8 protein-coding genes are annotated in these 14,865 nt (G+C 58.6%); 1 reads left to right on the top strand and 7 read right to left on the bottom strand.

Annotated elements, in window-relative coordinates; translation table 11 throughout:
- Window positions 1-7 precede the first annotated feature (7 nt).
- The 7 genes from hisS to DVA44_RS06090 form a co-directional block, all read right to left on the bottom strand.
- On the bottom strand, window positions 8-1,282 hold the full coding sequence (gene hisS / locus DVA44_RS06120; protein ID WP_114385975.1) for a histidine--tRNA ligase: 1,275 nt from the start codon (window positions 1,280-1,282) through the stop codon (window positions 8-10).
- 91 nt (window positions 1,283-1,373) lie between these two features.
- On the bottom strand, window positions 1,374-2,492 hold the full coding sequence (ispG, locus tag DVA44_RS06115; protein ID WP_103824628.1) for a flavodoxin-dependent (E)-4-hydroxy-3-methylbut-2-enyl-diphosphate synthase: 1,119 nt from the start codon (window positions 2,490-2,492) through the stop codon (window positions 1,374-1,376).
- Between the two features lie 30 nt (window positions 2,493-2,522).
- The gene (gene rodZ, locus DVA44_RS06110; RefSeq protein WP_114385974.1) at window positions 2,523-3,530 is read right to left on the bottom strand and encodes a cytoskeleton protein RodZ; all 1,008 of its coding nucleotides are present in this window, start codon (window positions 3,528-3,530) and stop codon (window positions 2,523-2,525) included.
- Between the two features lie 291 nt (window positions 3,531-3,821).
- Window positions 3,822-4,988 carry a bifunctional tRNA (adenosine(37)-C2)-methyltransferase TrmG/ribosomal RNA large subunit methyltransferase RlmN gene (locus DVA44_RS06105; protein ID WP_114385973.1) on the bottom strand — a complete coding sequence of 389 codons (1,167 nt, stop codon included), beginning with the start codon at window positions 4,986-4,988 and terminating at the stop codon, window positions 3,822-3,824.
- 169 nt (window positions 4,989-5,157) lie between these two features.
- Complete coding sequence (ndk, locus tag DVA44_RS06100) at window positions 5,158-5,589, bottom strand: nucleoside-diphosphate kinase (protein WP_039029721.1); 432 nt, start codon at window positions 5,587-5,589, stop codon at window positions 5,158-5,160.
- A 155-nt stretch (window positions 5,590-5,744) separates the two neighbouring features.
- Window positions 5,745-8,069, bottom strand: a complete 2,325-nt coding sequence (gene pbpC / locus DVA44_RS06095; protein ID WP_114385972.1) for a peptidoglycan glycosyltransferase PbpC — start codon at window positions 8,067-8,069, stop codon at window positions 5,745-5,747.
- Between the two features lies 1 nt (window position 8,070).
- Window positions 8,071-13,029, bottom strand: a complete 4,959-nt coding sequence (locus DVA44_RS06090) for an alpha-2-macroglobulin (protein WP_114385971.1) — start codon at window positions 13,027-13,029, stop codon at window positions 8,071-8,073.
- 285 nt (window positions 13,030-13,314) lie between these two features.
- Here DVA44_RS06090 and DVA44_RS06085 point away from each other — a divergent pair, with 285 nt between their 5' ends.
- Window positions 13,315-14,859: a PTS transporter subunit EIIC gene (locus DVA44_RS06085; RefSeq protein ID WP_114385970.1), complete on the top strand. Its 1,545-nt coding sequence runs from the start codon at window positions 13,315-13,317 to the stop codon at window positions 14,857-14,859.
- The last annotated feature ends 6 nt before the right edge of the window (window positions 14,860-14,865 follow it).

The following is a 14,865-nucleotide window of genomic DNA, read 5'->3' as shown; positions in this document are numbered from 1 at the left end:
CTTCTCCTTAGCCCAGTAGAGTGCGCAAGTGCGCCGCAACGCCGTCCTGCGTTACCGTTGTTTGTTCACCAGAGCGCAGATCTTTCACTACCACTTCGCCGTTAGCCACTTCTGACTCGCCAAGTACCAGTGCGATACGCGCGCCCCACTTATCGGCACGGGCGAACTGTTTTTTAAAGTTGCCGCCGCCGTGGTTGGTCATCAGCTTAGCCTCCGGGAGCGCATCGCGCACGCGTTCGGCAAGCTGCATTGCCGCAGACTGCGTTTCCGCACCTGAGGCTACCAGGTATATATCGACAACAGGATCGGCTTTAAATTCCGGATTAACTGCCTGAACTAACAAAACAAGTCGCTCAAGGCCCATGGCGAAGCCAACGGCAGGTGCTGGGCGACCGCCTAACTGCTCAACCAGACCGTCATAACGACCGCCGGCACAGACAGTCCCCTGGGAACCCAGGCTGGTGGTGACCCACTCAAAGACGGTGCGGTTATAGTAGTCCAGACCGCGTACCAGGCGCTGGTTTACGGTGTAAGCAATACCAGCAGCTTCCAGCAGTTTGCACAGACCGGCAAAGTGTTCGCGGGAGTCGTCATCCAGGTAATCACCCAGCGCAGGCGCATCGTTCAGCAGCGCCTGTACGTCCGGGTTCTTGGAGTCCAGCACGCGCAGCGGGTTGCTGTACATACGACGCTTGCAGTCTTCGTCCAGCTTCTCTTTGTGCAGTTCCAGGAACGCCACCAGCGCATCGCGGTAGTTGGCGCGCGCTTCAAGAGAACCGATAGAGTTCAGCTCCAGCGTAACGTGTTCAGCGATGCCCAGCGCACGCCACCAGCGCGCGGTAAGCATGATCAGCTCAGCGTCGATATCCGGCCCCTGCAGGCCAAAGGCTTCGACACCCAGCTGGTTAAACTGGCGGTAGCGGCCCTTCTGCGGACGTTCGTGGCGGAACATTGGGCCGATATACCACAGGCGTTGCTCCTGATTGTACAGGAGACCATGCTCGATGCCGGCGCGAACACAGCCCGCCGTACCTTCCGGACGTAAAGTCAGGCTGTCGCCGTTACGATCCTCAAAGGTGTACATCTCTTTTTCAACCACATCGGTCACTTCGCCGATAGCGCGTTTGAATAACGGGGTCTGCTCTACAATCGGCAAACGGATTTCGCTGTAACCGTAGCTGCCGAGCACCTGCTTCAGGGTGCCTTCAATGCGCTGCCAGATGGCGGTCTCGGCAGGCAGATAATCGTTCATGCCGCGAATGGCTTGAATATTCTTTGCCACGTTTGTTCTCTTTCTATAGACAAAAATGAACCCTGGGGTTCATAACCGAAGGGTTCAATCATACACAGGAAGCATACCGCTTCCCATCACGTTATTTTTCGACCTGGTGCACGCTGATGCGCTGCGCTTCATCAAGCATGGTCGCTTTGGCGCGGATTCGGGCTTCAAGCTGATCGATCATGTCGCTATTATCCAGACGATCTTTGCGAACGCCATCTTCATAGAGACCACTTTTCTTGTTGCCGCCCGTTACGCCAAGCGTTGACACCAGCGCTTCACCCGGACCGTTTACCACACAGCCGATAATCGAGACGTCCATTGGGGTGATGATATCTTCCAGACGCTGCTCAAGGGCATTCACGGTACCGATGACATCGAACTCCTGACGCGAACAGGTCGGGCAGGCGATAAAGTTGATGCCACGGGAACGGATACGCAGGGATTTCAAAATATCGAAACCGACTTTGATCTCTTCAACCGGATCGGCGGCCAGCGAGACGCGCAGGGTATCGCCAATGCCTTCGTTCAGCAGCAGGCCGAGGCCAATGGCTGACTTCACCGCCCCACTGCGCGCGCCACCGGCTTCGGTGATCCCCAGGTGCAGCGGCTGATCGATCTGCTTCGCCAGCAGACGATAGGATTCAACGGCAAGGAAAACGTCAGAGGCTTTCACGCTGACTTTGAACTGATCGAAGTTCAGGCGATCGAGATGATCCACATGACGCATGGCCGATTCCAGCAGCGCCTGCGGCGTCGGTTCGCCATACTTTTCCTGCAAATCTTTTTCCAGAGAACCGGCGTTCACGCCGATACGGATGGGGATGTTTTTATCGCGGGCGCAGTCCACCACCGCACGAATACGCTCTTCGCTGCCGATATTGCCAGGGTTGATACGCAGACAATCGACACCGTATTCCGCCACTTTCAGCGCGATGCGGTAATCGAAGTGAATATCGGCAACCAGCGGAACAGAGACCTGCTGCTTGATGAGTTTGAATGCTTCTGCCGCATCCATCGTTGGCACGGAAACGCGAACAATGTCCGCGCCTACGCGTTCTAACGCTTTGATCTGATTGACCGTCGCTTCCACATCCGTGGTGCGGGTGTTGGTCATCGACTGAACGGCGATGGGCGCACCATCGCCGATTGGCACATTCCCGACGTAAATACGTTTCGATTTTCTACGTGGAATAGGAGCCTGGTTATGCATGAAAAATCTCCCGCGTTGCCTGTCCGTTACTTACTGTGCTGCTGATTGTTCGGCATTTACGGTCAGACGCGCAACCTGGTTAGTTCTGATAAAACGGCTCAGATCGACAGGTTTACCCTGGAACTGGATCTGGACCGCAGCCGGAGCACCAATCTTGAGTTTGTACGGCGCCTGGCCTGTCAGGTTTAAATTACCGTCTTTACGCTGCAGACCGCTGAACAGCTTTTTGCCCGTCGCATCGGTCACTTCCAGCCAGCAGTCGGCGGTGAAGTTCATCACCAGCGCGTTCGGGTCAACAGGTGCTGCCGACACGCCTGCCGGATCGGCAGGTAAGGTCTGAGTGGCATCCGCCGTCGCTGCAGGTGCGGTTGCAGGCGCAGTCTCGACGTTAGCCTGAGAAGGCGACACCACCGCATTGTCTGCCGGTGCCTGCGCCGTCTGATCCGCGGCTGGCGCAGCAGTTTGCGCCGTTGCCATCTCCTGGGTGCCGGTCGCTGGCGTCTGTGAATCGCTGGCGCTTGCAGAGGCATCGGTATTCAGAGGGATGCTCTGGGCACCGTCGCCCGCTGAGTTATTGAGTTCGGCGGAAGTTTGATCGGCCATGGTGGTGATCTCTTCCTGCTGCGCTTTGTGGTTCTGCCACCACCACGCGCCTGTCAGGCCAATGACCACAAACAGCACCAGCCAGGTGAAACTCATCAGCCAGCCATCACGTTTTTTACGGCGTTTGCCCAGCGAAAAACTCTGCATCGGCGCGACTTTCGCCGCTCTGACCGGTGCCTGTTTTTCCATCATTGGCAGCAGTTCGTTTTCAGGGATATGAACCAGTTTCGCATAGGAGCGGATATAACCACGCAGAAACGTTGAAGCAAGATCGGCAGGAGCCTTATCTTCTTCAATATCGCGGACCGTGGAAACCTTCAGACATAAGCGCTCCGCAACAGCTTGCTGGCTTAGTCCGAGTTGTTCACGGGCGTTACGAAGACGTACGCCAGTGGAAAGTGCTGCATTTTGGTCGTGAGTGGCTTCAGTATTCATTCGCTACAACTACTGGTACGTGAAAAGTGAGGATCCTGGCGCCGGTGAGTCACAATGCCACCCGCACCGCGAAACTTCTGGTCAGTTAACCTAATGACCCCGCCCAACGCTGTCAGGTTATCGTTGACAGAGGCGGCCTGGCAGTGAGGCTAAACTGTTGTTGCGTCGTTACATACTGCCTCAAAGTCATATAAAACGCACCGTAATTATTACCCATATGCCGGCGCAATGACTGTTTATTCGCATCCGTAGCCGCCACGGCGCAATTCCTGCGCCGTGACTGCATAATAATTACACGGACTTGATCGCGATGGCGTCGCCCTGCATGCGTTTACGCAGCGTACGCTTGGTGCGGTCGATAACGTCGCCAGCCAGCTGGCCACAGGCGGCATCAATATCATCACCGCGGGTTTTACGCACAATAGTGGTAAAGCCATACTCCATCAGAACCTTGGAGAAGCGGTCGATACGGCTGTTTGAGCTACGGCCATACGGCGCGCCCGGGAACGGGTTCCATGGGATCAGGTTGATCTTGCACGGCGTGTCTTTCAACAGTGCCGCCAGCTCGTGGGCGTGCTCAGTACCGTCGTTGACATGATCCAGCATGACGTACTCAATGGTGACGCGACCCTGGTTGGCGTTGGACTTCGAAATGTAGCCACGAACCGAGTTCAGGAAGGTCTCAATGTTGTACTTCTTGTTGATGGGCACGATCTCATCGCGGATGGTATCGTTTGGCGCGTGCAGCGAAATCGCCAGCGCCACGTCAATCATATCGCCGAGCTTATCCAGCGCGGGAACAACGCCTGAGGTAGAGAGCGTAACGCGACGTTTGGACAGGCCAAAACCGAAGTCGTCGAGCATGATTTCCATCGCCGGAACCACGTTGGTCAGGTTCAGCAGCGGCTCGCCCATCCCCATCATCACCACGTTGGTGATTGGACGGGTGCCGGTGATTTTTGCCGCACCGACGATTTTCGCCGCACGCCACACCTGGCCGATAATTTCTGACACGCGCAGGTTACGGTTAAAGCCCTGCTGCGCCGTGGAGCAGAATTTACACTCCAGCGCACAACCCACCTGGGAGGAGACGCAGAGGGTAGCGCGATCGTCTTCCGGGATGTAAACCGTTTCAACACGCTGATCGCCAACCGCAATGGCCCATTTGATGGTGCCGTCAGCGGAACGCTGTTCTTCCACCACTTCCGGCGCGCGGATTTCAGCCACTTCTTTGAGTTTATTGCGCAGGACTTTGTTGATGTCTGTCATGTCATCAAAGTTGTCGCTGCAATAGTGATACATCCACTTCATGACCTGGTCGGCACGAAACGGTTTCTCGCCCATCTCTTTGAAGAACTCGCGCATCTGCTGACGGTTCAAATCCAGCAGGTTGATTTTTCCATTTTTATTCGGAACCGCAGGAATGGCGACTTCGGAGGTGTTAACTAATTCAGACATAATATATTCCGGCCTCGTTGTTACACGTTATGGCCCGTGGAGGGTTGAAAAGAAACGCCCCGGAAAGCGGTGTGCTCATCCGGGGCGTTACATTGTACAAAGTCTGGTGCAGGGATGCCACGTTTGCACGCGGCATTTACGAAAATAATGTGTAAACGAAACCGTTATATTAACGGGTACGTGGACACACTTCGCCTTCAGCGAAGAAGTAGGCGATTTCGCGTTTAGCAGATTCTACGGAGTCGGAACCGTGGGTGCCGTTCTCGGTGAAGCTGTCAGCGTAGTCTGCACGCAGCGTACCTGCCAGCGCGTTGTCCGGGTTAGTCGCACCCAGCAGATCGCGGTGACGCTGAACGGCATTTTCGCCTTCCAGAACGGAAACCACGATTGGGCCAGAGGTCATAAATTCAACCAGGCCGTCGAAGAATGGGCGACCTTCGTGCTCAGCATAGAAACCGCGAGCCTGCTCAACGGTCAGATGCAGCATTTTGGTACCAACAATTTTGAACCCTGCCGCTTCAAAGCGCGCAAAGATGCTGCCAATAACGTTTTTTGCCACCGCGTTTGGTTTGATGATGGAAAAAGTACGTTCAATAGCCATGATTACCTCTGTGATTTGTTCTGTTGTTATGCATTCATGCGTAATATGTGGCGCGGATTATAATGAGCATTAGCGCCATTGCCTATGGATGCATGTAACATTTTTTTAAAATAAGACGAGTATTAACAACAGATCCTCTTCAAAATGCCTTTTATCTATTGCAGCGTAAAATCTACGGTCGCCACCTGCCCCGCCTCATCCAATACCAGTAGCTGATAATCTCCTGCATTTTCAAGCTGCAACGTATACATTCGCCCCTGGACGTTCAGCGGTTCGCCATTCAGAAACCACCAGCGCGGTCCGTCACTGCCGCTGACCTGCAGAGGTAACGAGACGCGCGACTCGCCCGGCAGACGCTTAATCACAGCCCCCTGACGAATACCGGAGAGCAGCAGCGGCGCCGGGAAGGTCTGATCGAGCGGTGGACAGGTTGCAGACGCGGGCGGGATGCGGGCAGATCGCCGCTCTGCCTGAGGCAGCCACGGCTCCAGCGGCAGCGGCCAGACGTCGACGCTTTTTTCCTGCGCCTGCGGGCAGTCTGCCGCCACCCGCTTACCGCTGTTATCCAGCCAGATCGGAAAATGAATGCCGCGGATGCCCTCCTGCTCCGGCAGTAACAGCGTCGGCGGCTGGCTCCCTTCGAGCAGCCACGTCGCGAGTCGACGGCGGCAGTTGCTGTCCCCGTCTGGCAGCGACTGCCCGCCCGGCCAGCAAATCACCCCGCGGCTAACGGAGGCCGGGCGCGGATCGCGCGGCAGACGCGCCTCATCCAGCGCCGATCGCGACTGCAGCAGGTTATTAACCTGATTTAACACCGGCACGGCGCTGGCAAAACCAAACTGCCCGGCGACCGGGGTACCGTCCGGCCTGCCGGTCCAGACCCCGATAACGTAGCGCGCATTCAGCCCAATCGCCCACGCATCGCGATAGCCATAGCTGGTGCCGGTTTTTATTGCCAGCGGTACCACCTGAGCAAGCGCGCTGTCGGGTAACGGCTGCGCCTCATTGGCAAGAATGCGTCGGATGATCCACGCGGACCCGGGCGAGAGTAAAGGCCGTTCCAGCAGCGGGTCGTCGGGTTTCAGGCGCAGCTTCCCTGCCCGACCCTGACGGGCAAACGCGCTGTATGCCGCGGCGATATCCGCCAGACGTGCCCCGGCGCCTCCGAGAATCAGGGGCAGGTTCGGCTGAGCCCCCGCAGGCAGGAGAAGCGGTAAACCGGCGTTACGCAGCATTCCGGCAAACTTCTTCGGCCCGTAGGCCTCCAGCACCTGGACAGCGGGCAGGTTCAGGGATCGCACCAGCGCTTCGCTCATGCTGATCGGGCCGTGAAAACCGCTATCAAAGTTACCCGGACGGTAATCGCCGGTGCGTCGCGGAACATCCTGCAACAGCGAGGCGGGATGGATCAGCCCCTCATCCATCGCCAGGCCATAGACAAACGGCTTCAGCACCGATCCCGGGGATCGGATCGCGCTGATCATGTCCACATGACTGAAGCGGCTGTCGTCGTTGATGTCGACCGACCCCACCCAGCCGCGCACCTTCATATCGGTATGATCCAGGACGATCATCGCCAGTGAGCTGCGGGGCGGCAGGCGGGATTTCCAGTTCAGGGCCAGATCCTCTAGCTGACGCTGCAACGTAGCATCCAGCGTCGTCACCACTTTGCTGTCGCGGCTTTTGCCCAGCATCATGCGTGAGAACAGCGGCGCCAGCTGCGGCATCTGGCGTGGCGCCAGCCAGACGGGCTCTTCCTGCGACTCTTTGACCTGGCGGGGGGACCAGACGCCCTGGGATGCCATGCGTTTGAGGACTTTATTACGTGCCGCCTCTGCCCGCTGCGGCCAGCGATCCGGTCGCAAACGGCTCGGCGCCTGCGGCAGAACGGCAAGCAGGGCGGCTTCGGAGTAGCTCAGTTGCGCAGGGGATTTTCCCAGATAGGCCCAGCTGGCGGCCCCCACACCCTGTAGCGTGCCGCCAAACGGGGCGCGGTTCAGATAGAGCGTCAGGATCTCAGCTTTGGAGAGGTGCCACTCCAGCTGGAGCGCCCGCCAGAGCTGGCGCACTTTACCCCCCAGCGTACGGGAATGCGGATCCAGCAGTCGCGCCACCTGCATGGTCAGCGTGCTGCCGCCCGAGATCACCTTTCCGGCCAGCAGATCCTGCCAGGCGGCGCGCAGCACAGAGAACGGGTTAACGCCGGGATGATCCCAGAACCAGCGATCTTCATACTGGATCAGCGCCTCAAGATAGCGGGGTGAAACCTCTTCAATGGTGACCGGATAGCGCCAGATCCCGTCGCGATCGGCAAATCGCCACAACGGAATGCCCTTTTCATCCACCACCACGCGGGCAGGGTTGACCTCGTGTAACGGCAGCGGCCACAGGCGATCGGCGGCCACGACGGCGCCCCATAGCAGAAGAAGCGCTCCCGCCAGCCACAGCCAGCGGGAGCGTAACAGAGAGCGGCACTGCACGTTACGGAACGACTGTTAGCGGGCCGCTGGCCGCACCCGTTGCCCGCCACTGCGGTACGTACATGGATTCCACCATCGGCACCGGCACCGCGTAGGTTCCCGGGGTGACGGCACGGGCCAGATAGACCAGCGTCACTGGCTCATAATTTTTCACCGACACGGCGGCGACAAAGCGATCGTCACGGAACTCCATATGCTGGATATCCGCCTGCTGCATCTGGTTGAGCAGGTTTTGTACCTCGCTGCCGCTCTCCTGCAGGCTGGCGCTACTGCTGGCGAGGTTCTGGTTTTCCAGCTCCAGCCCCGCAGGCAGCAGATCCACCACCAGCGCATCCGGCACGTTCTTGCTGGCGCGCACGGTCAGCCAGACCAGAACCAGCTCCCCGCTCTTCAGGGAAGAGAGCGACTTGCTGCTGCCGTCGGTGACCAGAATCTGTCGTTCAATTTTCAGCACATTCGAGGCGGGCTGCGGCGCATATTGCGGATAGCCGCTGCTGTCCAGACGCACCCACAGCGGTGCAGTGCCGGTATTGGTCACCTGCAGGGCGGCCAGTTGATCGGCATTAAGATTTTGCACCTGCGGTTTGTCTCCCCGCATATTGCCTTCTTTAAACGACGTGGTGGCCAGCCACTCTCCGGTGTGTTTCTGTACGGAACGCCCCGCCAGGAACAGAGCGTTACTCTCCTGCGTTGAGAGCCAGCGCTGGCTGTACGCCTGCTCAGAAAGCACATTCAGCAGCGTATTCTGAGCGTTCGGCAGCAGTTTGTACTCTTCCAGCAGGCTGAGCATCATGGCGTTATCGCGAAGCGGGCTGCCGTAATCGGCCAGCCAGCTTTGCGTTTCGCTACGCGGCGTTTTGATGGCCAGATCCAGCGCCTGCTGGCTGCGCGGCGCATCCCCCATCAGCTTCAGCGCCAGGCCAAGCTGCATCAGCGGCAGGCCCGATTTGGCCTGACCATGACGATCCCAGATTTCACGCAGCGCCCCCAGCGGCGCTTTTTGCTGACGAGCCAGCACCAGCGCGGCATAGGCCTGGATGGCAAATTTGCTGGCGGTGGTGTTCTCGCTGTAGCGGACAGACATCATGCCCGGGTCCTGCAGATAGCGCAGCAGGCGGTTGTTAGCGTTGGTAATGGCCTCAGCCGGGACGCTGTAACCCTGCTCGCCTGCCCGCACCAGGAAATCAGTAACGTAGGCAGTAAGCCAGTACTCTTCCTCGCCGTTTTTATCCCACAGGGCAAAGCCACCGTTGTCACGCTGCATCTGCAGCAGGCGGGAGATACCGATCTCAATGGCCGTGCGACGTTTCTCGTCGCTGTCACCCTTGATCCCTAACGCGCTCAGCTGGGCGGCATTGGTATACAGAGACGGGAAGAGACCGCTGGTGGTCTGTTCCAGACAACCATACGGATAGGCCTGCAGCTCACGAATGTAGCGGGCCAGGTTGAGCGGCGGCTTGCCGCTGAGCAGAAGCTGCCCCTGTAAGGTCACCGGGGAGAAATTTGCCAGATGCTGTTCCGGCGCATGCCAGCTTTCACCCGGATTGAGCATGGTACCGGTGTTCACCGTCTGCGCCGGGAACGCCGGACGCACGCCGATTTTCCAGCTCTTCTGCTGCGGGGCAAAGGTTTCGCCGGGCAGCGTCAGGCCGTTTACCTGCGCGACGATTTCGCCCTCGCCGTAACCCTCCAACGCCCGCACCGGAATAAACAGCGTCGAGCGTTCACCCGGGGCCAGTGTAACCGGCTGTGGCTGGGCCCCTTCCAGCGCCAGATTACCGCCAGCGGTCAGGCCGACGTTCAGGGTCTGCGGACGATCGGTGAGGTTAGTCAGATCCAGCGTCAGCCTGGCGCTATCGCCGCTGGCCAGGAAGCGCGGCGTGTTCAGCTCGGTGATCACCGGTGCGGCAACGATGATTTTGCTCTCGCTGCTGCCAAAATCATCATCGGTCCAGGCCTGGGCCATCAGACGCAGCTCGCCGTTAAAATCGCCAATCGGCAACGAAACAGTGCCCTCCCCGTTGGCGTCCAGCTCTACCGGCTGCGCCTGCTGGGCGATAATGGTGACGTGGTTAACCGGCGGTTTGCCACCACGCTTGAGCTCATCGCCGTCGCCGCCAAAGCGCAGCGACGTCAGACGCCCCTGGCCTTCAATGACCTGCCCGTAGATATCGTAGATGTCCGCGCCATAGCGCTTCTGACCAAAGAACGCCTGCCACGGATCCGGGGTGACGTAATCGGTAATGTTGAGTACGCCGCTGTCCACCGCCGAAACCAGCACGTTAACTTTCTGCGGGGTCGTCCCCTCTTTCACGCTGGCTTTCACCTTCACCGTCAGCGTCTGGTCAGGGCGCATTTTGGGCGGATTTTCCAGGGCGATGCTCAGGCGACGGTTCTCATCGCCCATCGGCAGATGCAGTAAGCCTACAGCCCGTTTTGGCGTAGCCGATTTGGATTTATCGCCAGGGCGAACCACCAGCGTGGAGAGGTAAAGATCGTGGCGTTTCCAGGCTTTATCTACCGGGATCGTCATATCCAGCCCTTCAGCCGGGACGTCGATCTCTTTCCACCACAGCGGCCCTTCGCTGGATTCAATCATCGCATAGCCTTTACCTGCCGCCGGGGCGGCAATGTGCAGCTTGATGGTATCCCCTGGCTGATAGGCCGGTTTGTCCAGCTTCAGGGTGACGCGATCCGGTCGCGCTGCGCCGGAGCCGTCGCTGTTATCCTGCCAGCTGTAGCCCGCCCAGAAGCGCACGCTGCTCACCGCATCATCCGGGGCTTTCACCTCCAGACGGTAGGAGCCCCACTCCACCGGGAAGCTCACTTTCCCCGTTTCGTCCGCGGCCAGATCCAGCGCCTGCTCGCCCTCGATCAGATCTTTTTGATCAAACTGCGACTGCCAGCCGTCACTTTCCGACCAGGTCCAGGCGTAGTCCCGACGTTCGCGGATCAGGCGAACCTGCAGGCCAGAAACGGCTTTTTTCGCTCCGCTGGCATCAGCGTAGACAATGTCGAACCCGGCCTGGCTGTTCTCCTCCACAATCGGCTGGTTGACGGTGGTATCGGTGCGGTAGTCATAGACCGATTTGCTGGCGAACTGCGGACGGATGCCCGGCAGGGTGGCCGCAGGCCAGATAGCCTGTTCCGCCCGGCGGGTCACCGGACGTCCGCCGGACTCCAGCAGGCTGGCCTGCAAAATAACCTGCAGCGGAGAGTGCGTCTCTTTCCACTGGCTTTCGCTGGTCACCTGACCCCGTCCTTGTTCGTCCAGGGTCAGCTGCACTTCGTCGAGGCTGCGGCTCAGGTTCTCTTCGGCGATATCGCCAAACTGGAAGCCCGGCAGTGCGGCCACGGCGTCACGCAGCGGGCGTAAAAAGAGCTGCCCTTGCAGGCTGTTGCCGTTGGCGGGAGCACCGTACAGGTAATACCCCGTTACGTCGAACGCGACATCATCCTGCGGCGCAACCGGCGCTTTTTGCCCGGTAAGATTCAGCGCCATGCGCTCTGGCATAAAGTCTTCGACATGGAAATCCCACATCCGCTGCTGGTTATCGCCGGTACTGGCGCGCACATGCCACATGCCGGTCTGCGCCCCGCTATCAAGGGGATAGTTAAAACGATAGAGACCGTTTTCCGGCTGGCTGACCACGGTACGTGCCACCTGGCCGTCCGGGCGTAATACCTCCAGCTTCACCGGCTGGTCGGGCAGCGGTTTGCCGTCGCTGTCGCGCAGCAGGCCGTTGAGGATCAGCGTTTCGCCCGGGCGGTAGAGATCGCGCGGACCAAACATAAAGAACTGCTTGTTCAGACCTGGCGCGCCGGAGATGGCAAACTCCGCCAGATCCAGCGCCGGAAGGGTGAGATCCAAAAGCGTGGTCTGCCCATCTTTACGGGCGAGAAGCAGCACGGCCGCTTTATCTGTCTGCAACATCGCGTGACCGTCGGCATCGCTGGACGCCTGGGCCAGCGTTTGCCCTTTATCGTTAAGCAGCAGCACCTCAATGCCCGACTGCGCCGCGCCGTTCTCCAGACTCTGGGTAAAGATATCCAGCCGGTTATGGTAGCGGTGGGCGGAGAGACCAATATCGCTGAGGGTAAAGAGCGTGGCGGCGTTGCTGTAGTTATAGTGCCCGGCCTGATTCATCACCGCGATGTAGACCCCCGCCTGCTGTAACGGCTTGATGTCCGCCAGCGGCAGCAGCAGTTTCTCGCGGGTATTGCGCGCCGGGTTAAGGTCGAAGCGGCCGGTATAGACCAGATCGGCCATCTTCAGCAGATTGTCAGATTCCCAGTTGGTGAGCGAACTGCGGTACTCCCACTGGCTGACGAACGCGGCCAGGGACTCGGGTTTGACCCGGTAGAAATTCACATCGACATTGTTTACGTTCAGCGCCATTACCGGCAACCCTTCCACCACCTTGCCCGGCAGCAGCGAGCCGCGGCTGGCGAAGCCCACGGTCGGCTCAATATCGCGGGTGGTGATGGTTTTTTCGATATCGCTGCCCAGCGTAGCTTTATTCAGCCCAAGCAGCGCGCCCTCGACGGTGACCACCAGATTCCGGTTTGGCTCCAGATGGCGCAGGCGCAGCTCCTTCAGATTAGGCGCCAGCTCCCATGCCCCATCGACCTTGCCGCTTTTTTTGTCCACCACGTGCACGGTACGGGCAAAATCCTGGGCGGGATCGAGGGGAACCGAGAAGGTCAGCACCAGGGCTGCCGCGCCGTCGAGCTGGAGCTCTGAAGCATCCAGAAGGGTCAGCGCCTTGCCCTGGCTCTGCGCTGCCAGTTTTTCCAGCGTGGCGCCGTCAGGCTTCGCCGGGACAGTCGGCTGTGTGGTGGATGCAGCCGCCGCAGCGGGCGCCTGGGGTTTGGGCTTATCGTCACTGTTGTCACAGCCGATAAGCGCCAGTGAAGTGAGCAGCGCTAATGAAAGTGCGGCGAAGCGAAACGGTTTCATCCTTTATCCCTGGCCTCTCGGGCCTGTTGGTCGTCGTCGGGGTAAGTATTATCCGCAAGTTTCATTAATACAAAAGCACTCAATCCAATTACGGACAGCGCCTCGCAAAATAATTATCAGCATTAAAAATTCCGCTGCTACGGCGATCACAGCGCATAAGGTTACATGTAACCTTTAACGTCATTTGTTTTTAAAACAAGAAGATATATGGATAAACAGGCGTTCCCACTGCTAGTTTTACTCTCAGACGCACCTTGAGTGCGCGGTTCAATAAGAGAGAACATGATGAAACGAGCCGTGAACGCCCTACAAAATTTCGGAAAATCATTATACGGACCGGTACTTATCCTGCCGATTGTCGGTCTGTTTATTGCCTTTGGAAACGTGCTGGGTAACGGTGGTCTTGCTGGCTACCTGCCGTTCCTTGGTCATCCACTGATCCAGAGCATCGGCCAGCTGATTTCAAAATCCGCCGTCTCGGTGCTGGTTAACCTCGCGCTGGTGTTCGCCGTGGGGATCCCCATCGGCCTTGCGACGCGTGACAAAGGTTACGCGGCGCTGATTGGTCTGGTCACCTTTGTGGTGTTTATCAACGCCATGAACGTCACGCTGCAGCTGCAGGGGGCGCTGGCGCCAGCGGAGCAGATGAAAGCCGCCGGACAGAGCATGGTGCTCGGCGTACAGGTGCTGGAGATGGGCGTATTTGCCGGGATCCTCACCGGGGCGCTGTCGGGCTACCTGTATAACAAATACTCCGGGGTGCAGTTTAACGGCGCGATGGCGATCTACTCCGGGCACTGCTTTGTCGCCATCATTATGCTGCCGGTCTCGATGTTACTGGGGGTGGTGATGAGCGAGCTGTGGCCGTTTGCCCAGCACGGGATCAGCACGATGGCCTTAGCCATTAAAGGTTCCGGACCTTTTGGGGTGGCGATTTACGGCTTCCTTGAGCGCATCCTGGTGCCGACCGGCCTGCACCATCTGGTTTATACCCCCTTCCTCTATACCGAACTGGGCGGTACGCAGGAGGTCTGCGGCGCTACCTACCAGGGCGCGCGTAATATCTACTTCGCCGAGATGGCCTGCCCGGACGTGAAACAGCTCAGCAGCACCGTGGTCTGGGATGCTCGCGGCATCAGCAAAATGTTTGGCCTGCCTGCCGCCGCGCTGGCGATGTATGTCACCGCGAAACCGGAGCGTAAAGCCGCGGCGAAAGCGATTCTGATCCCGGCGGCGCTCACTTCGTTGCTGGTAGGCGTTACCGAGCCAATCGAGTTCTCCTTCCTGTTTGTCGCCCCGCTGCTGTTTGTGGTGCATGCGGTGCTGACCGGGATCGGCATGATGCTCTTCTCCCTGTTCGGCGTTCACGCCATCGGCGCCAACGGCATCATCGATTTCATTCTCTATAACCTGCCGCTGGGCACGGAGAAGTCTAACTGGCCGATGTACATCGTGGTCGGGCTGATCATGTTCACCGTCTACTTCGTTGTCTTCCGCTTTCTGATCCTGCATTTCCGCATGAAAACGCCAGGACGCGAGGAGGAAGATCAGGAGACCCGTCTGTACAGCAAGCAGGAGTATCAGGCGAAGGGCAGCAATGATGGCCTGGGCGAGGCGATTGTGGTCGGCCTCGGCGGACGTGAAAACATCGAGGTAGTGGATAACTGCTACACCCGCCTGCGCGTCACGGTGAAAGATGTCGCCGTCATCGACGAGCCGCGGCTCAAGGCAACGGGCGCGAAAGGCATTATCAAACAAGGTAACAACGTTCAGGTGGTCTACGGGCTGCATGTCAAAAAAATGCGAGAAGCGGTCGAGACGGTTCTCTGAAGGAGA

The organism is Leclercia sp. W17, assembly GCF_003336325.1.
Taxonomy (GTDB): Bacteria; Pseudomonadota; Gammaproteobacteria; order Enterobacterales; family Enterobacteriaceae; genus Enterobacter.
Note: the sequence above shows the minus strand (reverse complement) of the source record. Positions and strands in the feature narration are given on the sequence as shown.

Excerpts from the sequence above, each read along its gene's own strand:
- DVA44_RS06090 (WP_114385971.1), bottom strand. The coding sequence starts at position 13,029 with ATGAAACCGTTTCGCTTCGCCGCACTTTCATTAGCGCTGCTCACTTCA.
- rodZ (WP_114385974.1), bottom strand. The coding sequence starts at position 3,530 with ATGAATACTGAAGCCACTCACGACCAAAATGCAGCACTTTCCACTGGC.
- DVA44_RS06105 (WP_114385973.1), bottom strand. The coding sequence starts at position 4,988 with ATGTCTGAATTAGTTAACACCTCCGAAGTCGCCATTCCTGCGGTTCCG.
- ndk (WP_039029721.1), bottom strand. The coding sequence starts at position 5,589 with ATGGCTATTGAACGTACTTTTTCCATCATCAAACCAAACGCGGTGGCA.
- ispG (WP_103824628.1), bottom strand. The coding sequence starts at position 2,492 with ATGCATAACCAGGCTCCTATTCCACGTAGAAAATCGAAACGTATTTAC.
- DVA44_RS06085 (WP_114385970.1), top strand. The coding sequence starts at position 13,315 with ATGAAACGAGCCGTGAACGCCCTACAAAATTTCGGAAAATCATTATAC.